General features: G+C 60.8%; 21 protein-coding genes. 10 read left to right on the top strand and 11 right to left on the bottom strand.

Annotation, left to right across the window (positions count from 1 at the left end; all coding sequences use genetic code 11):
* Positions 1-123 precede the first annotated feature (123 nt).
* The 4 genes from AACW30_RS25300 (at position 124) to AACW30_RS25285 (ending at position 4,924) form a co-directional block, all read left to right on the top strand.
* The gene (locus AACW30_RS25300; protein WP_164487944.1) at positions 124-300 is read left to right on the top strand and encodes a DUF6026 family protein; all 177 of its coding nucleotides are present in this window, start codon (positions 124-126) and stop codon (positions 298-300) included.
* Positions 301-451: 151 nt separating this feature from the next.
* Positions 452-2,194: a phosphoethanolamine transferase CptA gene (locus tag AACW30_RS25295; RefSeq protein WP_200623741.1), complete on the top strand. Its 1,743-nt coding sequence runs from the start codon at positions 452-454 to the stop codon at positions 2,192-2,194.
* Positions 2,195-2,321: 127 nt separating this feature from the next.
* Positions 2,322-4,559, top strand: coding sequence for a TonB-dependent siderophore receptor (locus AACW30_RS25290; protein ID WP_200623740.1), 2,238 nt, complete (start codon positions 2,322-2,324; stop codon positions 4,557-4,559).
* Positions 4,560-4,702: 143 nt separating this feature from the next.
* The gene (locus tag AACW30_RS25285) at positions 4,703-4,924 is read left to right on the top strand and encodes a hypothetical protein (RefSeq protein ID WP_200623739.1); all 222 of its coding nucleotides are present in this window, start codon (positions 4,703-4,705) and stop codon (positions 4,922-4,924) included.
* Positions 4,925-5,103: 179 nt separating this feature from the next.
* Here the strand turns inward: AACW30_RS25285 and zapE are convergent, their stop codons facing one another.
* The 3 genes from zapE to AACW30_RS25270 are packed head-to-tail and all read right to left on the bottom strand — an operon-like array spanning position 5,104 to position 7,329.
* Complete coding sequence (gene zapE / locus AACW30_RS25280; RefSeq protein WP_200623738.1) at positions 5,104-6,210, bottom strand: cell division protein ZapE; 1,107 nt, start codon at positions 6,208-6,210, stop codon at positions 5,104-5,106.
* 15 nt (positions 6,211-6,225) lie between these two features.
* Complete coding sequence (locus tag AACW30_RS25275) at positions 6,226-6,561, bottom strand: nuclear transport factor 2 family protein (protein ID WP_119735936.1); 336 nt, start codon at positions 6,559-6,561, stop codon at positions 6,226-6,228.
* Between the two features lie 51 nt (positions 6,562-6,612).
* The gene (locus AACW30_RS25270; protein ID WP_200623737.1) at positions 6,613-7,329 is read right to left on the bottom strand and encodes a helix-turn-helix transcriptional regulator; all 717 of its coding nucleotides are present in this window, start codon (positions 7,327-7,329) and stop codon (positions 6,613-6,615) included.
* A 159-nt stretch (positions 7,330-7,488) separates the two neighbouring features.
* On the opposite strand from AACW30_RS25270, the gene AACW30_RS25265 reads away from it, so the two are divergent.
* On the top strand, positions 7,489-8,535 hold the full coding sequence (locus AACW30_RS25265; RefSeq protein WP_200623736.1) for an aldo/keto reductase: 1,047 nt from the start codon (positions 7,489-7,491) through the stop codon (positions 8,533-8,535).
* Between the two features lie 47 nt (positions 8,536-8,582).
* Here the strand turns inward: AACW30_RS25265 and pepN are convergent, their stop codons facing one another.
* From pepN to AACW30_RS25235, 6 genes are read right to left on the bottom strand one after another with little or no spacing between them, the layout of a single operon-like run.
* Positions 8,583-11,240 carry an aminopeptidase N gene (gene pepN / locus AACW30_RS25260; RefSeq protein ID WP_200623735.1) on the bottom strand — a complete coding sequence of 886 codons (2,658 nt, stop codon included), beginning with the start codon at positions 11,238-11,240 and terminating at the stop codon, positions 8,583-8,585.
* Between the two features lie 13 nt (positions 11,241-11,253).
* Positions 11,254-12,084 (bottom strand): DUF2797 domain-containing protein, encoded by an 831-nt coding sequence (locus tag AACW30_RS25255; protein ID WP_124417723.1) that lies wholly within the window; start codon positions 12,082-12,084, stop codon positions 11,254-11,256.
* A complete protein-coding gene (locus AACW30_RS25250; RefSeq protein ID WP_017138108.1) occupies positions 12,081-12,341 on the bottom strand; it encodes a YeaC family protein in 261 nt (86 codons plus the stop codon). The genes AACW30_RS25255 and AACW30_RS25250 overlap by 4 nt, the downstream gene beginning before the upstream one ends.
* 14 nt (positions 12,342-12,355) lie before the next feature.
* Positions 12,356-13,225: a rhomboid family intramembrane serine protease gene (locus AACW30_RS25245; protein WP_124417724.1), complete on the bottom strand. Its 870-nt coding sequence runs from the start codon at positions 13,223-13,225 to the stop codon at positions 12,356-12,358.
* On the bottom strand, positions 13,222-14,196 hold the full coding sequence (locus AACW30_RS25240; RefSeq protein WP_164487985.1) for a metallophosphoesterase: 975 nt from the start codon (positions 14,194-14,196) through the stop codon (positions 13,222-13,224). Before AACW30_RS25240 ends, AACW30_RS25245 begins: the two co-directional genes overlap by 4 nt.
* Positions 14,193-15,083 (bottom strand): NAD(+) kinase, encoded by an 891-nt coding sequence (locus AACW30_RS25235; RefSeq protein WP_010210870.1) that lies wholly within the window; start codon positions 15,081-15,083, stop codon positions 14,193-14,195. Before AACW30_RS25235 ends, AACW30_RS25240 begins: the two co-directional genes overlap by 4 nt.
* Before the next feature lie 144 nt (positions 15,084-15,227).
* On the opposite strand from AACW30_RS25235, the gene AACW30_RS25230 reads away from it, so the two are divergent.
* On the top strand, positions 15,228-16,175 hold the full coding sequence (locus AACW30_RS25230; protein ID WP_200623734.1) for a DUF1853 family protein: 948 nt from the start codon (positions 15,228-15,230) through the stop codon (positions 16,173-16,175).
* Here AACW30_RS25230 and pvdP read toward each other — a convergent pair.
* Positions 16,168-17,787, bottom strand: a complete 1,620-nt coding sequence (gene pvdP / locus AACW30_RS25225) for a pyoverdine maturation tyrosinase PvdP (RefSeq protein ID WP_200623733.1) — start codon at positions 17,785-17,787, stop codon at positions 16,168-16,170. The genes AACW30_RS25230 and pvdP overlap by 8 nt on opposite strands.
* A 142-nt stretch (positions 17,788-17,929) precedes the next feature.
* Here pvdP and pvdM point away from each other — a divergent pair, with 142 nt between their 5' ends.
* The 3 genes from pvdM to pvdO are packed head-to-tail and all read left to right on the top strand — an operon-like array spanning position 17,930 to position 21,480.
* Entirely contained in the window at positions 17,930-19,279 is a 1,350-nt protein-coding gene (gene pvdM, locus AACW30_RS25220) for a pyoverdine-tailoring dipeptidase-like protein PvdM (RefSeq protein WP_169366960.1), read from the top strand.
* An 18-nt stretch (positions 19,280-19,297) separates the two neighbouring features.
* Positions 19,298-20,578, top strand: coding sequence for a pyoverdine-tailoring periplasmic protein PvdN (gene pvdN, locus AACW30_RS25215; protein ID WP_200623732.1), 1,281 nt, complete (start codon positions 19,298-19,300; stop codon positions 20,576-20,578).
* A gap of 29 nt (positions 20,579-20,607) precedes the next feature.
* Positions 20,608-21,480 carry a dihydropyoverdine dehydrogenase gene (gene pvdO / locus AACW30_RS25210; protein WP_179608429.1) on the top strand — a complete coding sequence of 291 codons (873 nt, stop codon included), beginning with the start codon at positions 20,608-20,610 and terminating at the stop codon, positions 21,478-21,480.
* An 873-nt stretch (positions 21,481-22,353) separates the two neighbouring features.
* On the opposite strand, the gene AACW30_RS25205 is transcribed toward pvdO, so the two are convergent.
* On the bottom strand, positions 22,354-23,181 hold the full coding sequence (locus tag AACW30_RS25205) for a N(5)-hydroxyornithine transformylase PvdF (RefSeq protein WP_200623731.1): 828 nt from the start codon (positions 23,179-23,181) through the stop codon (positions 22,354-22,356).
* Positions 23,182-23,380: 199 nt separating this feature from the next.
* Here AACW30_RS25205 and AACW30_RS25200 point away from each other — a divergent pair, with 199 nt between their 5' ends.
* The gene (locus AACW30_RS25200; RefSeq protein ID WP_106579725.1) at positions 23,381-25,033 is read left to right on the top strand and encodes a cyclic peptide export ABC transporter; all 1,653 of its coding nucleotides are present in this window, start codon (positions 23,381-23,383) and stop codon (positions 25,031-25,033) included.
* Positions 25,034-25,139: the final 106 nt, after the last annotated feature.

Genomic DNA, 25,139 nt, shown 5'->3' with positions numbered 1-25,139 from the left:
GACCATCAAAAATAAAAAAGTTCCATTGATTCAAAAAAGAATTCAGAATCGCTGCGACTGTTGCCGAGGACCTCGATTAAGCGTTCCGGCACCGCGATCTACCGGCTATTTGCGAGGTAAGCAATGAGCACAGCACAGACGATCCGCCCGCCACAGACCCTCTATGTCACCGTCCGTCGCGACGAACTGCGCCAGTTGAAAGACGAGCGCGATCAGCTGCAGCAGGAAGTCCTGCGCCTGCGCTCACACCTTCAAGCGCAAATCAACCAAACGTCCGGGCCCCAGCCCGCACTTTGCTGAACGTGGGCTGAACGAACCGTTCAGGAATAACTCACGAAGTTTTCACATCCTCCTCCCGATACTCCCGCCGAATAGGGCCACCCACATGCGGTAGCCCTCTGCTGCGCGTATTCCTGCGCGGCAACTGGCAATTATCGGGTTGGAGCGCTGGATGGCGATGTTCAAACGCAGCACGAAGTCTGCGAAAGGCTTTGATTGGGCCGGCCTCGGCTGGTTGTTTCTGTTTTTCTGGTATTTCTCGGGCATTACCCAACTGCTGATCCAGCTGACCGGCACTTCCGGCTTCAGTGGATTTCGCCAAGCCTTTTTCCTGAGTGCGTTCTGGCTCGCGCCGATGCTGCTGTTCCCGCGCCGTACGCGCCTGCTCGCCGCCTTGATCGGCGTTGTGCTGTGGGCCTGCTCCATGGCCAGCCTGGGTTATTTCTTCATTTACCAGCAGGAATTTTCCCAAAGCGTCATCTTCATCATGTTCGAGTCGAACATCTCTGAAGCTGGCGAATACGCCACTCAATACTTTGCCTGGTGGATCGTGCTGGCGTTCATTGCCCACACCGCCCTGGCGATTTTCCTGTGGACTCGCCTGCGTCCGGTTTACCTGCCGCATGGTCAGTCGATCCTGGCGGCCACGGCGATTGTCCTGGCGGTGGTCGGTTATCCGTTGGTGAAACAGATTGCAACCAACCCCACCATGGAACTGGCCATCGATGGCTTCGAGTCGCGGGTAGAGCCTGCCGTGCCTTGGCAGATGATCGTCGCCTATCGCCGCTACACCGAACAGTTGAACAGCATGCAAGGCATGCTCACGAGCGCCAGTCAGATCCCGCCCCTGAAGAACCTCAAGGACAGCATGGCCGGCCAGCCGTCGACCCTGGTACTGGTAATCGGTGAGTCCACCAACCGCCAGCGCATGAGCCTCTACGGCTACCCGCGCAATACCACACCGGAACTGGACAAGCTGCGCGACCAACTGGCGGTGTTCGATAATGTCATCACCCCGCGCCCCTACACGATTGAAGCGCTGCAGCAGGTGCTGACCTTCGCCGACGAAGAAAACCCTGACCTGTACCTCAAGACACCGTCGATTGTCAGCGTGATGAAACAGGCTGGCTACAAAACCTACTGGATCACCAACCAGCAGACGATGACCAAGCGCAACACCATGCTCACGACCTTTTCCGAACAGGCCGACGAGCAGGTGTACCTCAATAACAACCGCAACCAGAACGCCCGTCAGTACGACGGCGACGTGCTGGCGCCGTTCGCCAAGGCCCTGGCCGACCCCACCGAGCGCAAGTTCATCGTGGTGCACTTGCTGGGCACCCACATGAGCTACCAGTACCGTTATCCGCCGACCTTTGACAAATTCACCGATCGTCAGGGCGTACCGCCAGGCATCAGCGACCAGCAGCTGCCGACCTACAACAGCTACGACAACGCGGTGCTTTACAACGACTTCGTGGTATCAAGCCTGATCAAGGACTACGCCAAGACCGACCCCAACGGGTTCCTGCTGTACCTGTCGGACCACGGCGAAGATGTATTCGACTCCGCCGGCCATGGCACGCTGGGGCGCAACGAAGGCAAGCCGACGGCACCGATGTACACCATTCCGTTCATGGCGTACGCCTCGCCCAAGTGGCGCGAAACCCACGACTGGAGTTTCGCCAGTGACCTGCAACGCCCTTACAGCAGCTCGCAACTGATTCACACCTGGGCGGACATGGCCGGGCTGAGCTTTGATGAATGGGACCGCAGCAAAAGCCTGGTCAATGACAGCTTCAAGGCGCGCCCGCGGATGATTGGCGACCCGTATATAGGCCAGAAAAAAGGCCTTATTGATTTCAGCTTGATCAAGCCGAAAAAGGTCGATGCCTCCGAAGTGGTGGTCAAATAATCACCGGCGCTGCAACACAAAGATAACAATAATTCTCGTTTAAGCCTAAAGTTCCCCCGCTCCTTTCGTCTTTGAGCCATGCCTTCCCTTCCGGGGTGGCATCAAAGACGACAAGGAGTCCGCTGCGATGTTCGCACCTTTTACCCGTTCCATGACCCTCACCTTTGGCCTGTTCGGCGCCGTTGCCAGCCCGGACCTGATGGCTGAAACAGACCCCGAACACCCGCCGATCAGAGCCTATGAACTGGGTGCGACCAGCATTACCGCCGAAGGCCTGGGCACCACCACCGAGGACACCGGGGCTTACACGACCGGATCGATGAGCACCGCCACCAAGCTGAACCTGTCCATCAAGGAAACCCCGCAATCCATTTCGGTGATGAGCCGCCAGCAGATGGATGACTTCAATCTCAATACCCTCACCGATGCCTTACGCCAGACCACCGGCGTTACGGTGCAGCACCTGGATTCGGACCGGGCGAGTTACTCTTCCCGCGGCTACTCGATCAGTAACTTCCAGATCGACGGCATGCTCAATACCTTTGGCCGCATGAAGTCCGACGCCGACACCATCATCTACGACCGCATCGAGGTTGTGCGCGGCGCCACCGGCCTGACGACCGGGGCGGGCGACCCTTCTGCCACCGTCAACATGATCCGCAAGCGCCCCACCACAGAGTGGCAAGCCAAGACCGGCGTCAGCGGTGCCAGCCATGACAATTACTACAGCTACATCGATGTAGGCGGCCCACTGGCGTTTGACGGACGCCTGCGTGGCCGCACAGTGCTGGCGTACCGTGACAGCCAATCCTTTCGCGACAGCTATGCGATGCAGCGGGAAGTGGGCTACGGCATCCTCGAAGCTGATCTGACGGACAACACCGTTGTTGCCGTGGGCGTGGACTACCAGAACAAGCATGTGCAGGGCAGCTCCTGGGGCACCCTGCCCTATTGGAACAGCGATGGCAGCAAGGCTCGGCTGTCCCGCTCCGCCAACCTGGCCACCGACTGGAGCTCCTGGCCACTCAAAGACACAACCACCTTTGCCTCCATCGATCACAGACTGTCCGCAGACTGGCACCTGAAAGCTGCCTACACCCATCGCCAAAGCGACACGGACGGCAAGGTGTATTACGGCGGCGCCGGCTTTCCCAATCCGGATGGCAGCGGCATGACGGCCTGGACCAACCAGATGGTCGGCACATCGAAAATGGACGTGGTGGATTTGAATATCGCCGGTTCTTATTCGCTGCTGGGGCGCGAGCATGAATTGATGGTCGGGTACGGCGAATCCGAACAGCGCGATACGGCGCCCTTTCAGCGCATCAATATTCCCGAGGGCTACACGGACATCGAAGATTGGCGACACATGAGTGGCATCGCCAAGTTCCCGGACCGCACCACTGGCCTCAAAGGCGAACACAGCAGCCGAAAACAGAAGGCGGGTTACCTCGCCACACGCCTGAGCCTGACCGACCGGCTGCATGCCGTATTGGGCAGCCGCTATGGCAGTTGGGAAATCGAAAGCGTCTCACCTGAATACAACACCGATAACCAACTGACCCAATCCCCTAAAACCCGCCAGACCCACAACGACATGTGGACGCCTTACGCTGGCCTGCTTTACGACCTCACACCCGAATACACCGTGTACGCCAGCTACACCGATATTTTCAACCCGCAAACCGCGCGTGATTCCAGCAAGAAGTATTTGGAACCGGTGGTGGGCAGCAACTACGAAATAGGCCTCAAGGGCAGCCTGTTGAACGAACGCCTGAATCTGGCGACGGCGTATTTCTGGAGCACTCAGGATAACGTGGCCGAACTGGACAACAACGCCGCGCCGGACCCGGTCAGCCGCGAGCAGTTCTACACCGCGAGCGGCCAAGGCAACAAGGTGCAGGGCTTTGAAGTTGAGGTCTCGGGTGAGGTCACGCCGGACTGGAATCTGTCGGCGGGCTATACCTATACCCACTCGGCGAACGGCGACAAACAGCGCAACAACACCAACCTGCCGCTCAACCTGCTGAAAATCTCGACGGCCTATCGCCTGCCGGGTGAGTGGCGCGGGTTAACGGTGGGCGGTGCGGTTAATTGGCAGAGCGATTTTTACGCTTTCGCGAACCGACCGACAGGCGGCCGCAACGCGGAAGGTGACCTGAACACCCAGAGCACCAGAATCACCCAACAGGCCTACACGGTGGTCAACCTGATGTCGCGCTACCAATTCGACGAACATGTTTCAGCGTCGCTTAACATCAACAATCTATTTGATAAAAAGTATTACGAGCGTGTCGGCTTTTATAATGGCGTGTACTGGGGCGACCCGCGTTCCCTCACACTTGCGCTGGACTGGAGGCTTTAAATCGCGGTCCCGAAGTTAACAAAATCGTTAACTTTGGGGCGCCAATTCGTTAATTCCCACTTAATAAGATCGCCCCACAATCGCCCCATGAATCTGATCACGGACGAGGCGGATACCGATCACACTTAATGGGGACACCTCACATGAAACTTTCGACCTTGATGCTTGCCAGCCTGATGACCCTGACTTCCGTAGCCGCCTTTGCAGAAGGCGGTTCAGAGCGTTCGAAGGAGTTCTATAACAACTTCACCTTCATGCAACAGAAGACTCATGGCACCACTGACCAAACAGCGATTGCCGATGGCAAGAATGTAAAGACCCACACGGCTGAACAATCCAGTGAAGAGCCGCAACCCAACAGCTGATTTAATACTTAGTTAATCCGCATTACCCTGTGCCATCCCGCTCCGTTGGCAAAGGTTAACTTGGCGCCATTCGATGGCGCCTTTTTTTTGCACTTTATTTATCAAAGCGCTTTGTCCCAGGACAACATGCGCTCCTATGCCGGAACAACACGCGCCCTGCGCCCTGCGCGAAAAAACTCCTAGGTGCCGAAGCGCTGCAGTTGCATCTCCTGCAAGCGGCTGAGCGTGCGGCGGAACGGAAACTCCAGGTAGCCTTCGGTGTAGAGGCTTTCAAGCGGCACCTGGGCCTCGATGTATAAGGGCACCTTGCGGTCATAGCACTCGTCCACCAGCGCGATAAAGCGTCGCACGCTGTCATCGTGCACCGACAGCTGCGGCAGCTCGCGGTCACCGGCCACCACGCGTTGGGCCGCATCTTCGGTGCCGCGGGCAATCCTTGCCGGACGTTGTTGCGCGCTCAAGCAGGGAACGTCTCCCAACAGGATGGCCGTGAAGCGATCGCACAGCAGCATGAAGTCCATGGCGGCCAACGGTTGCTCGCACAGCAGCGCGTAACGACACCAGAGCACCGTGTCGCACCATTGCACCGCCACAATCGATCGCAAGCCGACACTGACTGGCCCGCTGCGCACCGCCTGCCCTGCGCTCAATTGCTTGAACAACGTAGCGAGCGCATCTGGCTGGCTCACCCAGTAGCGCTGCAGCCCCACGCCGGGATGCAAACGATGATCTTCGCTACCGTCTACCGCCACCACCTGCATATGCTGTTTGATCGCCTCGATGCCTGGCACAAAGCGCTCGCGGTTGAAGCCGTCGGCGTAGAGCTGATCTGGCGGTTGATTGGACGTGCTGACCATCACCACGCCCTGATCAAACATGACCTGGAACAAACGGCCGAGAATGATCGCATCGCCAATGTCATTGACGAACAATTCGTCAAAACACAGCACACGTACTTCCTGGCTCAGCTCGCGGGCCAATGCCTGCAGCGGGTCCTGGATACCCGTGAGTTGAAACAGACGCTGATGCACCCACCCCATGAAATGATGAAAATGCTGACGGCGTGCTGGCACCCGCAGGCTTTGATAAAACTGGTCCATCAACCAGGTCTTGCCCCGTCCCACCGGCCCCCACAGGTAAACACCGGTCACGGGCGAACGGCCCTGATGCAGGGCTTCGTGGCAGAGTTGCAGGGCTTCAACCGCACGGCGCTGGGCCTCGTCTGGCACGAAACCTTGCTGGGTGGTGGCGTGTTGATAAGCGGCGAGTGGCGAGTCGAACGTCATGCGCGCCAGTATGACTTACACAGAGATATCCAGCCGCGAAATCTTGCCCTGCTCGTTCAGTCGAAAGGTGTAGCGCAGCGCCAGCGGGCTGCCGGGGAAATTACCGGAAACCACATTGCTGACCAACACTTTGCCGGTGCGATGCTGCACGTTCAGCACTTCAACCCGGGGCTGATAGCGACGCCCGGTGTCTTCCATCCAGCGCACAATCGCGGCGGTGCCGACTTGATGCTCACCCTCATCAAACACATTGGCATCGGCGGCAAAACACTGGTCAATGGTTGAAGTGTTGCGAGTATTGGTCGCGGCGATGTAGGCCACAATCGCGGGGGCCAATTCAGGAAGGGACATGGCGCAGCTCCTTTTTAATGATGTATGACGCCATGCTAAGCCAGGGTTGTGTCAGTTTTTGTCAGGAGTAAACGGCCCGGACTCGTTCTGCTCCATCAGCTTGCGCCAGGCTCGCAACAGGTCGCTGCGCCGGCCAGGGTATCGATCACCCTGAGCGTCGGCTGTGGCCACTCGGTCAGTGCGAAAGGTGCGATAAGCGCCGCGCAACTCGCACCACGCCACAATCACGCGCACTTCATTGAGAAACCCCAGGGCCAGCGGCCAAATCAGGCGCTGGCTCTGGGTTTGGCTGGCGTCGGCGTAATCGATGTGCAGCTTGGCCTGATTGCGGATCGCTTCGCGAAACACATTCAGCGGCACGCGATTTTCCGGGTAACCGAACCCCGGAGGGCCGGGTAACAGCGTGGGGTTGCGCAACGCTTCCTGGGCGGCGGGATCGAGCACATCGGCGATTTTCGCCAACGCATTGGCCGCAGCGCGGCTCAGCACATCGTCGCCACGTTGATCGACATAACGCAGGCCCAGCACGATCGCTTCGGTTTCCTCGGCGTTCAGCATTAATGGCGGCAGAAATAGCCCGCTACGCAGCACATACCCTACCCCGGCCTCGCCAAAAATCGGTGCCCCCAGCGCGGTCAATTCAGCGATATCGCGATACAGCGTGCGCTCGGACACCTCCAGTTGCGCCGCCAATACGGCGGCAGTCACCGGGCGTTTCTTGCCCCGCAGGGCCTGCAACAACGTCAGCAACCGTGTGGTACGCGACACGTCAAACCCGCCGAGAAAGGAAAAAAGTGCCGCAGCTTAACAGAGCCCCCTGTCAGAAAACGTCAGCAGTAAAAAAGCCTCTTGACCGAATAAATTACGCGGATCATATTAAATACATGTTTCAAGACATGTAAAAAATCACCCCATAGGAGTCTTTGTATGCGCAATAAAGTCTTTGGTCGCCGCAGCGGCCTGCAGGTATCGGAACTGGCCCTGGGCACCGGTAATTTCGGCACAGGCTGGGGCCATGGCGCCGAGCGCGACGAAGCCAGGCAGATCTTCGATGGCTATCTCGAAGCAGGAGGCAACTTCCTGGATACCGCCAACGGTTACCAGTTCGGCCAGGCGGAAAAGCTGCTGGGGGAATTTATCGCCGCCGAGCGCGACAACCTGGTGGTCGCCACCAAATACAGCCTGCGCACCCAGCCATCCGATGAAGGCACGCTCAAGCTCGGTAACAACCGCAAAAACATGGTGCGTGCCGTCGAAGAGAGTCTCAAGCGCTTGAACACCGACCGCATCGACCTGCTCTGGGCGCACATGAGCGACAACGTCACGCCGATGGAAGAGATCCTGCGCGGCTTCGATGATTTGGTGCGCGCCGGCAAAATCCACTACGCCGGCCTGTCCAACTTTCCCGCCTGGCGCATTGCCCGCGCGGATCTGTTGGCCGAAGTGCGCAGCTTCGCGCCGATCATCGGCATCCAGGTGGAATACAGCCTGGCCGAGCGCAGCGCCGACCGCGAGTTGCTGCCGATGGCCGAAGCGTTGGGCCTGGGCGCCACGCTGTGGTCGCCGTTGGGCGGTGGTTTCCTCACCGGCAAATACCGTGAAACGCAGGACGACAACCGCGCCAACAAACTGGGCATGCTGATCCACTCGGAAAACAGCGCCCGCGAAACCGCAGTACTCGACACCCTGCTGGCAGTCGCCGGTGAACTCGACGTCAGCCCAACCCACGTCGCCATTGCCTGGCTGCGCGAAAAAGCCCGGCGCTCGACCACCGCGCTGATCCCGATCCTCGGCTCACGCACCCGCGCGCAGCTCGATGCAACCCTGGGTGCGCTGAACGTGCAATTGTCGGCCGAACACGTGACCCGCCTGGATGGCGCCAGTGCCCAGCCGCTGGGCGTTCCGCACACCATCATTGCCGAGCGTTTCCCAATCGACACCGGCTTGGACGCCCCTCGCCCACCGGTTATCTAAGGCGAAAAAAAACGGCCTGAGCAGGCCGTTTTTTTTAATCGCAGACTTTACGCAAGGCTCTTGCTGACCACCTCGAATACGTCGCTGGACAGCTCACCGGAGGCACGAATGCGCTCCAGCTCCGCCTTCATCAGCGCCTGGCGCGCGCCATCGTATTTGCGCCAGCGGGTCAACGGCGCCAATTGGCGCGAAGCGATCTGCGGGTTGAACCCGTTCAACTGGATCACCAGATCGGCCAGGAAACGATAGCCCGAGCCATCGGCGGCGTGGAAGTTGATCAGGTTCTGCCCAGCAAACGCGCCGACCAGCGCCCGCACCTTGTTCGGGTTCTTGAGGGTGAACGCCGGGTGCTCCATCAACGCCCTGACGCGCGCCAAGCCGCCCGGCAAGGTGCTGCCGGCCTGCACGCTGAACCACTGGTCCATGACCAGCGGGTTGTCCTTGAAGTTCTCGGCAAACACCGCCAACGCCTGCGCCTTTTCCGCCTCGAACGGCGAGTTGACCAACACGGCCAGCGCCGTCAGGCGCTCCGTCATGTTGTCGCTGGTGTCGAACTGGTCCAGCGTTGCCGCCAGCACTTCCTGCTTGCCGCTGAGCATCAGGTACGACAGCGCAATGTTCTGCAGGGCACGACGGGCAAAGTGCTCGGCCGCCGCCACGTAAGGTGTCTGCTTGGACAGCTCGCGGTTCGCCTGATAGCGCAGCCACAGCGATTCGTAGAGGTTATCGGCCAGTTGCTTGCGCGCATACTCACGGGCGGCGTGGATGGCCTCGACGTCCGCCACTTCACTGATTTCAGTCAGGTAGGCCTCGCTTGGCAGCGAGAGCATCTCGGCGACCATCGCCTGGTCCAGACTTTCATCGCTCAACACCGTGCGCAGCGCGTCGATCAGGCGTTGATCCAGCTTCAACGGCTGACCCGCTTGATGCTGACCGATCAGCTCCTGCAGCACTTGCACCGACAGTTGCTGGCCGGCATCCCAGCGATTGAACCCGTCGCTGTCGTGTTGCATCAGGAACATCAGTTGGTCGCGGTTGTACGGGAAGCTCAGTTTCACCGGCGCCGAGAAGCCGCGCAGCAACGACGGCAGCGGTTGTTCGGCGATATCGACGAACGTGAAGGTCTGCTCGGCTTCGGTCACCGAAATCACTCGGGACGTGGCGCCAGCGCTGGCCTCACCGGCCAGGCGCAAGGCAATCGCGGCGCCGTTGGCGTCCAGCAGGCCCAGCGCCACCGGAATAACGAACGGCAGCTTTTCAACTTTGTCCGGGGTTTGCGGGCAGCTTTGACGGAAGGTCAGGCTGTAGGTCTTGGCAGCGGCGTCGTAGGACTCGCTTACCGCCAGACGCGGTGTACCGGCCTGGCTGTACCAGCGTTTGAACTGGCTCAGGTCCGCGCCGTTGGCGTCTTCCATGGCCTTGATGAAGTCGTCGCACGTCACGGCCTGGCCGTCATGGCGCTCGAAATAGAGATCACTGCCCTTACGAAAGCCTTCAGCGCCGAGCAAGGTGTGGATCATGCCGACCACTTCCGAGCCCTTTTCGTACACGGTCAAGGTGTAGAAGTTGGAGATTTCGATGAAGCTGTCCGGGCGCACGGCGTGCGCCATCGGGCCTGCGTCTTCAGCGAACTGGTGAGTACGCAGGTACGCCACGTCCTGGATGCGCTTGACCGTGGCCGAGTTCATGTCGGCGGAGAAGCCGGAATCACGGAACACCGTGAAGCCTTCCTTCAGCGACAGCTGGAACCAGTCGCGGCAAGTCACGCGGTTGCCCGACCAGTTGTGGAAGTATTCGTGCGCGACGATCGCCTCGACGCGCTGGTGCGCGGCGTCAGTGGCGGTTTCTGCGCGCGCCAGCACGGCGCTGGAGTTGAAGATATTGAGGCCCTTGTTCTCCATGGCGCCCATGTTGAAGTCGTTGACCGCCACGATCATGAAGATGTCGAGGTCGTACTCGCGGCCGTAGGTCTCTTCGTCCCAGCGCATGGATTTTTTCAGGCTGTTCATGGCGTGCTGGCATTTGTCGATGTTTTCCGGCTCGACGTAGATGCGCAGCGCCACTTCACGGCTGGTCATGGTGGTGAAGGTGTCTTCGACGCACCACAAATCGCCGGCCACCAGCGCGAACAGGTAGGCCGGTTTCTTGAACGGGTCTTCCCAGGTCGCCCAGTGGCGCCCGTCTTCACCCGGGCCGCTGGCAATCGGGTTGCCGTTGGACAGCAGCACCGGGTAGCTGTGTTGCTCGGCGATGACCGTGGTGGTGAAGGTGCTCATCACGTCCGGGCGGTCGAGGTAATAGGTGATCTTGCGAAAACCTTCGGCCTCGCACTGGGTGCAGAACATGCCGCTGGATTTGTACAGGCCTTCCAGCGCGGTGTTGGTTTCCGGGTGGATGCGCACGCTGGTGTCGACCGTGAAGGTCTCGCTGGTCGGGTGCAGGGTCAGATGGCTGTCGGTCAACTGGTAGTCGGCTTCGCTCAGCTCACGGTCGCCCAGGTTGACGGTCAGCAGTTCAAGCTGCTGGCCATCGAGCACCAGCGGCGGCAGGCCCGCACCACGCTCGGGGTTGCGGCGCATCACCAGCTGCGCGTGGACCAGGCTGTGGTCCTCGAACAACTCGAAGGTCAGGTGCGTCTCTTCGATCAGGTAGTCCGGCGCCTGATAGTCCTTCAGGTAAATCATCTTCGGTTGTTCGGTGCGCATGGGTGGCATCCTTTTACTGATGCACGGCGAGCTGGTAGGCCGTGTACTTACGAATGTTGATAACGCCGGTGTCGAAGATCAGGTATTGGCCCTTGATCCCCAACAGCGTGCCTTCGGCAATCGGGTTCTTGTCCAGGTTGAAGCTGACGATCTTGGTCGGATACTGCTCGACCGGGTAGCGGATTTCGATCGGTTCAATGTCGGCAATCGTTTGGATGGCCTGCAGGCCAAAGCGTTCCTGCAAACTCTGCAGGCCTTCGGCGCACGAGGCAAACAGCGCATCGCGCACTTCGGTCAGGTTCACCGCCACCGCATCGCCCTTGAGCAGTGCGCGCCAGTTGGTCTTGTCGGCCACCTGGCTGCGAAACAGGTCTTCGACGAAGCCGGATTGCTGGCGGGTCGCCACGCGCATGATCGGCAGCGCCTGGCTGGCGCCCTGGTCCAGCCAACGTGTCGGCAGCTGGGTAGCGCGGGTGATGCCGACCTTGATGCCAGACGAATTGGCTAGGTAGACCACGTGGTCGGTCATGCAGAATTGCTCGCCCCAGCCCGGATCACGGCAAGTGCCGGCGTCGTAGTGGCAACGCTCGGGGCTCATGATGCACAGGTCACACTGGGCCAGTTTGGTCATGCATGGGTAGCAGTAACCCTGGCTGAAACTGGTTTTGGTCTTGCGCCCGCAATGGCTGCAATGGATGGCGCCGAGGTATTCCAGGCGCACGTGCGTGCCGATCAACGGGTTGACCGGCACCTCGGTATCGCCAAGGCGAAACGCGTATTGAACGGTCGGCTCACCGAGTTGCGCCGACATTTTGCTGACTGCACCGCGACCAATTTCAATCAATGGATCGCATCCGACTTGAACAGAATGTTCGGCACCGGTGCCGATTTCGACGCGCATTCCTGCGGGCCCATGTAGCCGGTGCGCTGCTCTTCGGGCAGGTTCTGGATTTCCCAGGCGATCACCGCTTGCAGCGACAGCTCGCGCTGCTCGGCGGTGAGCTTGCGGCCGTCGGACCACTTGCCGATTTCCACGGCGAGCTTGAGGCTCTCGTAGATGTCCGGGGTGATGTTTTCGATCATTTCAGCAAAAGAGGACATTAGGCTCTTCCTTATCAAATGGAGGCTTTGCGGCGGTTGTACAACCCACCCAGCAAACCCGTCAGGCAACCGATGACCAAGCCGCTCAGATGAGCCGCGTTGGCGATTTCGCCGAAACCGATCATCGAGATCAGCCCCGACATGCAGAGCACCAGCCATATCAGCATCATCGCCAGCACCCCGCGAGGCAGGCGATAAGCCGGGTTGGGCGACAGCAACTGGAAAATCCAGCAATGCCCCAGCAAGCCATACAACACGCCGGACAGGCCGCCAAACAGGCTCGGGCCGCCATAGGCGTATTGCGCGTAATTGGAGACCAGGCTGAACAACAGGGTCAGGCCCAGCAGGTTGATACTGCCCTGGCGCACCTCAATGCGACGGCCGAGTTCCCAGTACCACATGCCGTTCATGGCCAAATGCAGGATGCCGAAGTGGATCAGCATCGGCGTGACCAACCGCCACCATTGCCCCGACGCCATGGTCTCGGCAAAGGGCGTGAATTGAAGGTACTCGCCCGTCACATGGAACGGCAGAAACGTCAGCCAGCTCATGGTTTGCAGGTTTTCACCCAGCAATGTCACCGCGCCGACAATGATGCTCGCCAACAGTACCAGCGCCGTCACCGGGCTGTGGCGCACCTGCTGAACAAAACTGGGGCGCGTAACGGGCGCCCGCTCGGGGATGTCCAGTTGCTGGTCCGGGTCACCGGCGGGAAAGCGTTGGTACAACACGCGCACGTCTTCGCTGATGGTTTCGGGCACCCACAACACCTGCTCGCCGGCCTCTTCGCTGACACGATGGGGAACTTGCATGCGTTGCAGCAACTTGACGAAACCCGCCAGATCGACACTCAGCGGCAAGCGCAAAACAGCTACGGTGCTCATGAAATAACCTCAGGGCGCTCAACGTCGACCCATACAAATTTACGCGGATCCAGCTGGGTTTCCTGGTCCAGCCGATACGCCACCAGCTTGCCGTACAGCACGGCGCTGTAATCCAGGCAGGCTAGGTTCGGGCGGATCGGCGCGGGTTTGCCGCTGCGCCAGTAGTGGCCGACGAACAGCAACGGCTCGTCGATGCCATAGCGCAGCAGGGAATTTTTTTCAGTCGACGACAGCGGCGTACGTGCCACCGGTTCCGGCAGCGCATCGGGCTGGAACACGATGTCGCCGTAGGTTTTCGGGTCGTCTTCCCAGAATTTGGTGCGAAAGAACGAGCGCGTCAGCCCATCGCCACCGGTCAGCGTCAGGCCGTCCGGCAGGCGCATGTCGGTGCCGCGCAGCAGGCGGTCGAAGGCGTTGCAGGCAAAACTGCCCGGCACGGCGGCGGCCTGCAAAAAGTGCTGATCGATGCAGCCATCCGGAAAGGTCGCGCGCAGCGGCTGGATAAAGCCCTCGTCCCAACACGCGTGCACCACGCGGAAACGCCCGGCATCGACAAACAGCGGCATGTCATAGAACCAGCCGAGAAAGTCGTGCCAGTCGGCCGGGTGGTGCTCGAACTGGGTCAGGGTCTCGTGGATCAACCGCGCGTGGCGTGGGTTGTGCTCGCGCACAAACTGCTTGCCACTGCCCGGCGGCGCGGGCGTGCTCCAGCCCAGCGCGTTGAATTCATGATTGCCCATGATGCACAGCGCCTGACCGGCCTCGGCCATGTCGTGGACAATATGCAGCGCCTCGCGAATGCGTGGGCCACGGTCGATGATATCGCCGAGGAACACCGCCATTCGCGTCGGATGGCGCCAGGTGCCGCCCTGTTTGTGGTAGCCCAGCCGGTCGAGCAAGTGCTCAAGGGTATGAGCGCACCCGTGCACGTCACCAATCAGGTCGTAGCTACGCGCGGGATCGAGCATCAGTCGCCTCCACCCCCCAAGCGGCTGCCCCAGCCCAACTTGGTGCGGCACACTTCGTAGTAGTTGTGGTCCAGCGGGTGGATCAACCGCAACTTCTGCGCCTTTTTGCTCACGGTGATGGTGTCACCGGGGGCGCAAGTGAAATGGTTCTGCCCGTCACAGGAGACTTGCGGGTAGATCTGCATGTCTTTGGACACCACGATTTTCAGCTCACTGTTGCCATCGACCACAATTGGCCGGCTGGACAACATATGGGGGTACATCGGCACGATCACAATGGCATCCAGCTTGGGGTGCATGATCGGCCCGCCGGCCGACAGCGCGTACGCCGTGGAACCGGTCGGCGTGGCCACAATCAGGCCGTCGGCCTTCTGGCTGCACACGAACTGGCCGTCGATATACAGCTCGAACTCGATCATGCGCGTCGACTTGCCGGGGTGCAGCACCACGTCGTTGAGCGCGTCGCCCTGGCCGATGGCTTCGCCGTGGCGGCGCACTTCGGCCTGCAGCAGGAAGCGGTTTTCGACCAGGTAATGGCCGTCGAGCACCTTGGCCACTTCAACTTCAAGGTCATCGGGACGGATATCGGTCAGGAAGCCCAGGCTGCCGCGGTTAATCCCCAGCACCGGCACATTATGCCGCGCCAACGCCCGGGCTGCGCCGAGCAGGCTGCCGTCGCCGCCGACCACAATCACCATGTCGCAGACTTCACCGAGCATTTTGCGCGACGAGGTTTGCAAGCCATGGCCCGGCAAGATTTCGGCGATGGTGTCTTCGAGGATCACGTGCAGGTGGCGCTCGAGCAGAAACTTTTTCAGTCGGCGGACGGTGTCCAGCACCTGGGTACTGCCCAGGCGACCGATAATGCCGATATTGCGAAATTGCTCCATGGGGCTCCTGCGGGATGTGGGGTGTGGCAAAAACAACGATTATGGGCGAAAGGCCGCGTCAGGCAAAATCCTTTGTCGCCGTGAACCCTTGATGACAATGGTTCTCAGCCACCCCAACAGACGTTAAACGGCTATGCTCGGACCATGACTGTGTTCCCGGATCTGCACAACCTGCCCCGCCAGTTGCGCCACCCCGAGGTGCGCGACCTGGCGTGGGTGATGCTTGCCCCGCCGATGCTCGCGCAAACGCCCTGGCCGCAGCGCCACCCGCTGGCCGGCAGTGACTGGGTACAGGCACCCCACCTGCTGGAGCAATGGTTACGCGCGCTTGATCAAGACAGCAGCGCCTTGCAGCACTGGCTAAGCCTTGCCCGCACGCGGCGCCTGGGCCTGTACTACGAGCGCCTGTGGCAATTTGCCGTGCAGCATGCGCCGGGCGTGGAATTGCTCGCCGCCAACCTGCCGATCCGCCGCGCCGGGCATACCTTGGGCGAGTTGGACATGCTGCTGCGCGACCGCGATGGCGTGCACCACCTGGAACTGGCGATCAAACTGTATCTCGGGCCGCAGGACGGCAACGGTCTGGATACCGCGCAATGGCTGGGGCCGGGATGCCATGACCGGCTGGACCGCAAGCTGGCGCATCTGGCCCAGCACCAACTGCCGATTTCGGCACGCGCGGAAAGCCGCGAGGCGCTGGCGGCGCTGGATATCCAGCAGTTTGACGCGCATTTGTGGCTTGGCGGGTATTTGCTCTATCCCTGGCCCGGCCAGGCCGAGCCACCGCACGGCGCCCATCCGCAGCATCTGCGGGGGCGCTGGCTGCATCAGCGCGATTGGCCGGCGCTGGTCAGTGCCAGCCCGCCGGGGCGCTGGCAACCGCTGCCCAGGCATGCCTGGCTGGCACCGGCGCACTACGCGCAGGCTGAGGTCTGGAGTGAGCAGCAGATGCACGGCTGGCTGGCAGCGCTGGACCCGATGGCACCCGCGCAGTTGTTGGTGCGCCTTGTGCGCAATGGCGAGGATTGGGAAGAAGCCGAACGCCTGTTCCTGGTGGCCGATCTCTGGCCCAACGTCCCAGGCGTTACTTGACCTTCAAGTGCCGTGCGTACCAGGGCCGCCTCGGCACACGCTTGAACAATGCCTGCAAGCCTTCGTCCTCAGCGGCAAAGGTAATACGCAGCGCCAGCTTCATGGTCTCCGGGTCCATCTCCATCGACCTGCCCATCTGCAACCCCGGCGTGGTGCTGCAGCCGTGGGTGTCCGGCCCCAGCCACGGATCGCCGACTTCCACCCAACGTCCCTGCGCGAACCAGTTCACGCCATTGACTTGCAGCCGGCTGACCTCACCGGGGTTGAAGCGCTCGTGGGCGCGAAACCAGTCATCGATGCGGTCATCAATCCAGCCGTGGAAATGCCAGAACACCGGGTTTACATGGGATGAAAACGGATCACCGAGAAAGTCGTTCTCCGGCGCATACCAACGCGCGGCAAAGTCCGACGGGTCGCGGGCGAACGGCACCGGCGCGCCGTTGGACGGATCACGCGGCACCGAGGCCCAGCGCATGTGCAGCCAGTCGTGTAGGCCTAACTCCATCTCGGAACCCAATTGCCCAAGGCTCAGCTTGGCCAGGTAACGTGGGTCGCGGTATTGGGATTCCCAGACCTGGAAGTTGCTGTGGTACGTCTGGGCCGCCTTGATATCGCTGACCCACTGGGTGTATTCGCTGTCATCCGGCGCCGACCAACAGGGCGGCAGCGCGAAGCCGTCGTGGTTATCGAAGTAACGCACAAAGCCCAGACGGTCGCGTTCCAGCGCCGGCTGTGGCGCGGGGAATTGCGGCCACGACGGCAAATCTTGCATGGAACGCGCCTTGCCGAGCATATGCCGGTGCATGAAAAAGAAGTCGATGCCCGAGCCGTTGCGATCTTTGCGTTTGCCGCGTGCGTCGCGCTCCTGGCCGCGCGGGCCGGGCTGCCAGCCGATGCCGCGCAAGGCGTCGCGCTTTTCTTGCGAGAGCTTGTGCCACTGGTCGCGGGTGGCGTGCCAGAGTTGGTGAAACAGGCGGTGCTCCGGCGAAATCAGCCAGGCCAGCAGCGTCGGGTTCAGGCCGATGCGTTGGCGCGCTTCGGGAAACAGCTGTTTGTGGGCGATAAAGCGGTTGTCACGCTCGGTCAATGCCAAGGGGCGGTCGAGGTTGAGGATCTGCCCGCTGAGGGTGCTGCTGCCGGCGTTAGCGAAGTCGGCCCAGACTTCATCGAGTGTCATCTTGAATTCATAGGCCGGTGCGCCGTCGGCCGCCTCGCGGTCGATCAGGCGCCAGTAAAGCAAGGCGCCCTCGCCTGTCAGCACATCACCGAGTACGCGGTAACGCGGTTCACCTTCGGCGCGCAGGTTCTCAGCGGTGTCCAGGTAGCCGCGCAGGCCACGGCCACGCGGGGCGATGTCCAGCAGCAGTTCCAGGCCTTGCAGCGGCAAGCCCTTTAGCCCGGCGTCGCGGCCTTCCAGGCGCAGGCTCCACACACCGCGCAAAATGTTCGCCAAGTGCTGGCCATCAGTGTCGGCCAAATCCACCGTGGCCTCGCCCGGGGTAATGGGGAATTCTTCTTCACGCGTCAGCTCGCGATGGGCATAAAAGGCTGCCGGCACGGCAGCGCCCGTCAGCGCCAGGCCTGCGATGAACCCACGTCGAGAGATCGTCATTGTCTACCTTAGGAAACGGCTTAATCAGAGCTAGAACGTTTGCAGCCTTCGCAAATTTACCGCCGCGCGAAGCGGGCCTAAATTTCCCCGGCCATGGCTCGTTCTTCCCTGATAGCAAAGGCCTCAACTGACTGAGATGGCAATGACAAAACCACGTTCGAAAAAGGCGCTGTTGATCGGCCTGCCGCTGGCATTGGCCATCGGCGCCGGGGCTGGCTTTCTGGTCTGGGACCACTGGTTTCGCGGCAATGCCGGTTACCCGTTGGAGGTGATCAAGCAAGCCAATGAAATGCAGGACCGCTTGCTGTCGTTCGACAGCCACATCACGGTGCCGATGGATTTCGGCACGGCCGGCAATGAGGCCGACAAAGATGGCAGCGGCCAGTTCGACCTGGCCAAGGCAGCACGCGGGCGCTTGTCGGGCGCCGCCCTGACGATTTTCGGCTGGCCGGAAATCTGGAACGGCCCCAACGCGCCGCATAAGCCCACCGACGGTTTTGTCGAGGAGGCCCGCCACGAGCAAGAGGTGCGCTACAAGATCATCTCCGGCATGGTGCGCGACTTTCCCAACCAGGTCGGCATCGCCTACACCCCGGACGATTTCCGCCGCCTGCACGGTGAGGGCAAATTTGCGGTGTTTATCAGCATGCTCAACGCCTACCCGCTGGGCGATGACCTGAACCAACTGGACCTGTGGGCGGCGCGCGGCATGCGCATGTTCGGCTTCAGCTATATCGGCAACAACGCCTGGTCCGACTCGTCGCGCCCACTGCCGTTTTTCAACGATTCGACCGACGCCCTCGAAGGGCTGTCGCCCATCGGCCAGCAGGCGGTGCATCGCCTCAATGACCTGGGCGTGATCATCGATGTGTCGCAAATGTCGACCAAGGCGCTGGAGCAAGTGGCACAGCTGAGCCGTACGCCGATGGTGGCGTCCCACTCCGCGCCGCGGGCGTCGGTGGATATCCCGCGCAACCTCAGCGACAAAGAACTGCAACTGATCAAGAACAGCGGCGGCGTGGTTCAAGTGGTGGGCTTTCCCGCCTATTTGCGTCCGCTGAGCCAACCGACCCAGGACAAGCTCAACACCCTGCGTGCGCGTTTCGATTTGCCGCCGCTGCCCAACCTGGCCATGGCCCTGATGCCCGGCGACGCAATCATTGCCGCCTGGCCCGAGCAGAAGTTCGGCCAGTACGCCCAAGGCCTGTACGGCATTCTCGAAGAAGAACCCAAGGCCACCCTCAAGGATTGGGGCGACGCCATCGACTACACCGTGCGCAAGATCGGCATCGATCACGTCGGCATCTCGTCGGACTTCAACGACGGCGGCGGCATCCAGGGCTGGGAGAATGTCGGCGAGGTGCGCAACGTCACCGCCGAGCTGATCCAGCGTGGTTACTCCGAAGCCGATATCGCCAAGCTGTGGGGTGGCAACTTCCTGCGCGTATGGGACCAGGTACAAAAAGCCGCCAAGCCCTTGGCCAACCGCTAACCACCTAGAAGCACGTCCATGACTGATCGCCGTACATTTCTCAAACAGGCCGGTGTCTTCGCCGCCAGCCTGCCGCTGGGCGCTGCGCTGATGCCTCAAGCACTGGCCAACAGCCCGGCACCCGCTGCGAACGCCCCATGGACGGGATTGAAACAGCTGTTCAACCAGGACCCGAACTACCTGCACTTCTCCAATTTCCTGGTGGCCTCGCACCCCAAGCCGGTGCGCGAGGCGATCGACCGCTACCGCCAGCAGATCGACCGCAACCCAGGGCTGGCGATGGACTGGGGCCTTGAGGAAACCTGGAAACGCGAAGGCCAGGTACGGGAATGGGCCGGTCGCTACTTGAACGCGAAGCCGGCGCAAATTGCCCTCACCGGCAGCACCTCCGAAGGGCTGGCGATGATCTACGGCGGGATAAAGCTGCGGCCCGACCAGGAAATTCTCACCACCGTGCACGAGCACTACGCCACCCAGAACGTGCTGGATTTTCGCGTGCTCAAGCAAGGCACGCAGGTGCGCAGGTTCACGCTGTTCGAAGACGCCAGTCGCGTGTCTGCCGATGAAATCCTCAGCAATATCCAGCGCAGTATTCGCCCCAACACCCGCGTGCTGGGCATGACCTGGGTGCAGTCGGGCAGCGGCGTGAAACTACCGATTGGCGAGATCGGCAGGCTGGTGGACGCACTCAACCGTAACCGCGATGAAAACGACCGCATTCTCTACGTGGTGGACGGTGTGCACGGCTTCGGCGTGGAAAACCTCGACTTCCCCGACATGCACTGCGACTTCTTTATTGCCGGCACGCATAAATGGATGTTCGGCCCGCGCGGTACCGGCCTGGTGTGCGCCCGCGACGCCGAAAACAAATACGTGACGCCGATGGTGCCGACCTTCTCCGAAGACACCAATTTCGCCACCACCATGACGCCCGGCGGTTTCCACGCTTTTGAGCATCGCTGGGCGGTGGACGAAGCCTTCAAGTTGCATTTGCAGTTGGGCAAGCCCCAAGTGCAGGCGCGTATTCACGCGCTCAACAGCGAATTGAAAGGCCGTTTGCTGGATCACCCGCAAATCGAGCTGATGACGCCGCGCAGCCCTGCTCTCTCTGCCGGTTTTACCTTCTTCCGCGTCAAAGGCCAGGACTGCGAGGCCGTGGTCGCCCACATGATGAAAAACCGCGTGGTGATCGATGCGGTGGACCGTGATGTCGGCCCCGTGATTCGCACCTCCCCTGGCCTGCTTAACAGCTCGGATGAAATCCAGCGCTTCATGAGCTTGCTGAGCCAACGGCTGTGACCCCTTTTTCCTTTGAACGAGATGCCCACATGACTCCATCCCGACTCAAGCCCCTCACTGCCCTGGCGCTGACCGCCCTGTGCGGCGCGCTGTTGCCAGGCCTGGCCCAGGCCGCCACCGCGCAACCGGGCAAGGTATTCAAAGACTGCAAGGACTGCCCGGAAATGGTCGTGCTGCCGGCCGGCACCTTTACCATGGGTACCCCGGAAGACGAAGTCGGCCGCGAGCCCGACGAAGGCCCGATGCATGAGGTGACCTTCGCCAAACCCTTCGCCATGAGCCGTTTCCATATCACCGCCGGTGAATGGGACAGCTATATCCGCCAGACCGGCGTCAAGATCGCCGACGGCGACACCCGCCCTGGGCGCGAATGCGTCGCCAGCAAGCCACGCTACCCACAAGGGCCGCGCCAGCCGGCGGTGTGCATGGACATGGACGACATCAAACATTACGTGGCCTGGCTGTCGAAAAAGACCGGGCAGACGTACCAGATGGTCAGCGAAGCGCAGCGCGAATATGCGGCGCGTGCCGGCACCGCCGGACCGTTTCCGTTTCCTTTCGATGAGGGCAAGGGTTACAGCATCGCCGAACATGCCAACACCTACGGCCCGGCGGATGGCTACAGCTACTCTTCGCCGGTCGGCAGCTACCCGCCGAATGCGTTTGGCATGTACGACATGCATGGCAATGTCTATGAGCGGGTCGCCGACTGCGAGCACCCCAACTACATCGGCGCCCCCACCGACGGCAGCGCCTGGGTGGAACCTAACTGCGAGAGCTACCAGATTCGCGGCAACGACTGGGGCGAAGCGCCCGTGTTTTCGCGCTCGGGCAACCGCAACAACATCTACCCGCAAACGCGCGGCGACTGGATTGGCTTTCGGGTAGTGCGCGAGCTTTAGGCGCGGCACCGTTCACAGGTGGCAGCTGGCTTGCCTGCGATAGCGGTCTGTCAGTCACCCCTGTATCAACAGGGCCGCCGCCTTCGCGGGCAAGCCCGCTCCCACATTTTGCCTCGCGTACACCAGGTAAAAATTCGCGGCAATGGTTGCGGCGGCAGGGCTTAGGGTGGTGCGTAAACACCAAGACCGCACCGCTCAAATGTGGGAGCTGGCTTGCATGCGATAGCGGTCTGTCAGTCACCCCTGTATCAACAGGGCCGCCGCCTTCGCGGGCAAGCCCGCTCCCACATTTGACTTGCGTACATCAGGTAAAAATTCGCGGGAATGGCTGGGAGCGGATGGGCTTAGGGCCATGCATGAATACCAAGACCGCCACCGCTCAAATGTGGGAGCTGGCTTGCCTGCGATAGCGGTCTGTCAGTCACCCCTGTATCAACAGGGCCGCCACCTTCGCGGGCAAGCCCGCTCCCACATTTTGACTTGCGTACATCAGGTAAAAATTCGCGGGAATGGCTGGGAGCGGATGGGCTTAGGGCCGTGCATGAATACCAAGACCGCCACCGCTCAAATGTGGGAGCTGGCTTGCCTGCGATAGCGGTGTGTCAGTCACCCCTGTATCAACAGGGCCACCGCCTTCGCGGGCAAGCCCGCTCCCACATTTTGACTTGCGTACATCAGGTAAAAATTCGCGGGAATGGCTGGGAGCGGATGGGCTTAGGGCCGTGCATGAATACCAAGACTGCCACCGTTCAAATGTGGGAGCTGGCTTGCCTGCGAAAGCGGTCTGTCAGTCACCCCTGTATCAACAGGCCCGCCGCCTTCGCGGGCAAGCCTGCTCACATTTTGGTGCTGTATGTACCAATAGGGCTGTGCTCAGGCCTGCTTGGCCAACAACTCCAAGCCTTCGTGCAACGCCGGGAACAGGCTGTTGTTAAAGTTGTTCCAGCGCAGTTCGAGGATGGTGTCGTCGGGCGAGATCTCGGTTTTCAGCACGTCGTGAAACACTTCACCCGAATCGATGCCGTTATCCACGTAGTGGAACGAAGCGCCGGTGAGGTACAGCGGTTCCGACGGCGTGGTGGCCTTGGTCGCCCAATCCACCACGGTTTGCCCACGCGCACCGTACAAGGCATTCCAGGTGGCGTATGCGCCGCGGCGTTCGTAAGGCGATTCGATTCGGGTAATGCCTGGGTGAATGTTCATGATGCGCCGTGCAAACGGTGCACCTGGACGCACCAGCTCATCCAGAATCACCAGCAAACCGTCCAGCACGACGATATCGGCTTTCAATTCCACCAGCGTGTCGTGCAGGCGACGCTCGAAATCCTGCTTGCCGGCAATGTGCTCGGCACTGCCGCGTGGCAGACGGCGGTAGGTGGACGGCACGCTCAATAACAAGTCGTTGACCAGCCGTCCCTGCACCTGCAGATCCGCCGGGTACAGCCACTGGCGGCCTGGTTTATAGGCAAAGCCGTAATCGCTGACCAATTGCTGGTCGCGCGGGTTCTGCTCGTCATCGTCATACACCACGCCAACCAGGTTATAGGCCTCGCCCAACGGCGTGTCGTTCAGCGAACCCACCAGAAACTCCAGCACCGACTTCATATAGCGCTCGTGATCCTTGTAGGCCACCGGCTGCCCGGCCTTGTCGGCGGCGGCATTTCGCAGGGACCACACATACACCAGGTTCTTTTTCGTCATTGTTTCGCTCTCGCTGAATGGACTGCGCGCGGCGTCGATGCACGTGCGCCTACAGCACAAGAACGAACCAGCTGCGCGGCAATTTATGCCGCGCCACCCGCAAAGGGCACGCCGAGCTAAATACTCGCGCCGGCGCTTCGTTTGTCATGGGTAAGGGTCTGTGTGCCCAGTCCCTCTTTTCACTCTCCGGGAAGTACTTATGACCGACCCCAAACGCAGCGCCTTCAAGGGTCTGCTCGCCTTGCTCAGGCCCTTTCGTACCATCGTGACGATCTCCGTCGCACTCGGCATGGTGGGCGGCCTGGCCATTACCTTGCTGCTGGCCACCATCAATAACGCGCTGCATTCGGTCAACGGCATGACCCAAGGCGTGGTCCTGACCTTTGCGGCGCTGTGCGTACTGGCGCTGATCAGCTCGATCATTTCCGACATCGGCACCAACTATGTCGGGCAACGCATCATTGCTGCCCTGCGCAAGGATCTGGGCGAGAAAGTGCTGTCGGCACCCATCGGCCAGATCGAGCGCTACCGCTCGCACCGACTGATCCCGGTGCTGACCCACGACGTCGACACCATCAGCGATTTTTCTTTCGCCTTCACGCCACTGGCCATCGCCGCCACGGTGACCCTCGGTTGCCTGGGCTACCTAGCCTACCTGTCGGTGCCGATGTTCCTGATGATGGTGGTGGCGATCATCATCGGCAGCGCCGTGCAATTCATTGCCGGTGGCAAAGGCATCCAGGGCTTTGACCTGGCGCGCAGCCATGAAGATGAATTGCAGCGCTACTACAACGCGATCGCTTCCGGCGCCAAGGAACTGCGCATGCACCGCCCACGGCGCTATCGCATGAATACCCATCGCATCCAGGAAACCGCCGACCGCATCAGCGATATCCAAGTGCGTTCGGTCAACATTTATATCCTCGCCAAGACGTTCGGCTCGATGCTGTTCTTCGTGGTAATCGGCCTGGCCCTGGCGATGCAGGCCTACAATCCGAACCCTGACCCGACCGTGATCACCGGCTTCGTGCTGGTGCTGCTCTACATGAAGGGCCCGCTGGAACACCTGCTGGGCTACTTGCCGGTGGTGGGCAAGGCGAAGATCGCCTTTGGCCGGATCAGCGAGCTGTCGGAGCGCTTCTCCTCCCCCGAACCGCACCTGCTGATGGATGATAGCGAAGCGCCAAAACCGGTAGTCAACAGCCTGGAACTGCGCGGCGTGAGCTACAGCCCACCGGCGATTGAAGGCAGCGAACCGTTCCACCTGGGGCCGATCAACCTGAGCATCAAGCAAGGCGATATCGTGTTTATCGTCGGCGAGAACGGCAGCGGCAAGACCACCTTGATCAAACTGCTGCTGGGCTTGTATCCGCCCCAGGCGGGCGAGATTCGCCTGAACGGCGAGGCCGTCACCGACCCCGAGCGCGATGACTATCGCCAACTCTTCACGACGATCTTCTCCGACTACTACCTGTTCGACGACCTGGTGCAGGGCAGCGCCACACAGTCACTGGACAGCGCCGCCAAATACCTGGAACGCCTGGAAATCGCGCACAAGGTCAGCGTGAAAGACGGCGTATTCAGCACCACCGACCTGTCCACCGGCCAGCGCAAGCGCCTGGCACTGGTCAACGCCTGGCTCGAAGAACGCCCGGTGCTGGTGTTCGACGAATGGGCCGCCGACCAGGACCCGGCTTTCCGCCGGATTTTCTACACCGAGCTGCTGCCGGACCTCAAGCGCCTGGGCAAAACCATCATTGTGATCAGCCACGACGACCGCTATTTCGACATCGCCGACCAATTGGTGCGCCTGCGCGCCGGCCAGGTGCTGCACGAAATGGAACCGGCCTGAAATTTATTTTCCGGTTTTTCCAAGTAGGAACGTCTCACTAGTGGTAATGAGAATAATACTCAATAGATACCTATAACTTGCCCACTTAAACATAGAAGAGAAAGCA

This window comes from Pseudomonas sp. MF6747 (assembly GCF_963890955.1).
Taxonomy (GTDB): Bacteria; Pseudomonadota; Gammaproteobacteria; order Pseudomonadales; family Pseudomonadaceae; genus Aquipseudomonas.
The sequence above is the reverse complement of the archived record's forward strand: the minus strand, read 5'-3'. Positions and strand labels throughout refer to the sequence as shown.

Excerpts from the sequence above, each read along its gene's own strand:
- AACW30_RS25265 (WP_200623736.1), top strand. The coding sequence starts at position 7,489 with ATGCGCAATAAAGTCTTTGGTCGCCGCAGCGGCCTGCAGGTATCGGAA.
- AACW30_RS25235 (WP_010210870.1), bottom strand. The coding sequence starts at position 15,083 with ATGGAGCAATTTCGCAATATCGGCATTATCGGTCGCCTGGGCAGTACC.
- pvdO (WP_179608429.1), top strand. The coding sequence starts at position 20,608 with ATGACTCCATCCCGACTCAAGCCCCTCACTGCCCTGGCGCTGACCGCC.
- pvdN (WP_200623732.1), top strand. The coding sequence starts at position 19,298 with ATGACTGATCGCCGTACATTTCTCAAACAGGCCGGTGTCTTCGCCGCC.
- AACW30_RS25205 (WP_200623731.1), bottom strand. The coding sequence starts at position 23,181 with ATGACGAAAAAGAACCTGGTGTATGTGTGGTCCCTGCGAAATGCCGCC.
- pvdM (WP_169366960.1), top strand. The coding sequence starts at position 17,930 with ATGACAAAACCACGTTCGAAAAAGGCGCTGTTGATCGGCCTGCCGCTG.
- AACW30_RS25290 (WP_200623740.1), top strand. The coding sequence starts at position 2,322 with ATGTTCGCACCTTTTACCCGTTCCATGACCCTCACCTTTGGCCTGTTC.
- AACW30_RS25200 (WP_106579725.1), top strand. The coding sequence starts at position 23,381 with ATGACCGACCCCAAACGCAGCGCCTTCAAGGGTCTGCTCGCCTTGCTC.
- AACW30_RS25230 (WP_200623734.1), top strand. The coding sequence starts at position 15,228 with ATGACTGTGTTCCCGGATCTGCACAACCTGCCCCGCCAGTTGCGCCAC.
- zapE (WP_200623738.1), bottom strand. The coding sequence starts at position 6,210 with ATGACGTTCGACTCGCCACTCGCCGCTTATCAACACGCCACCACCCAG.
- AACW30_RS25250 (WP_017138108.1), bottom strand. The coding sequence starts at position 12,341 with ATGTCCTCTTTTGCTGAAATGATCGAAAACATCACCCCGGACATCTAC.
- pepN (WP_200623735.1), bottom strand. The coding sequence starts at position 11,240 with ATGCGCACCGAACAACCGAAGATGATTTACCTGAAGGACTATCAGGCG.
- AACW30_RS25275 (WP_119735936.1), bottom strand. The coding sequence starts at position 6,561 with ATGTCCCTTCCTGAATTGGCCCCCGCGATTGTGGCCTACATCGCCGCG.
- AACW30_RS25300 (WP_164487944.1), top strand. The coding sequence starts at position 124 with ATGAGCACAGCACAGACGATCCGCCCGCCACAGACCCTCTATGTCACC.
- AACW30_RS25245 (WP_124417724.1), bottom strand. The coding sequence starts at position 13,225 with ATGAGCACCGTAGCTGTTTTGCGCTTGCCGCTGAGTGTCGATCTGGCG.
- AACW30_RS25285 (WP_200623739.1), top strand. The coding sequence starts at position 4,703 with ATGAAACTTTCGACCTTGATGCTTGCCAGCCTGATGACCCTGACTTCC.
- AACW30_RS25295 (WP_200623741.1), top strand. The coding sequence starts at position 452 with ATGGCGATGTTCAAACGCAGCACGAAGTCTGCGAAAGGCTTTGATTGG.
- pvdP (WP_200623733.1), bottom strand. The coding sequence starts at position 17,787 with ATGACGATCTCTCGACGTGGGTTCATCGCAGGCCTGGCGCTGACGGGC.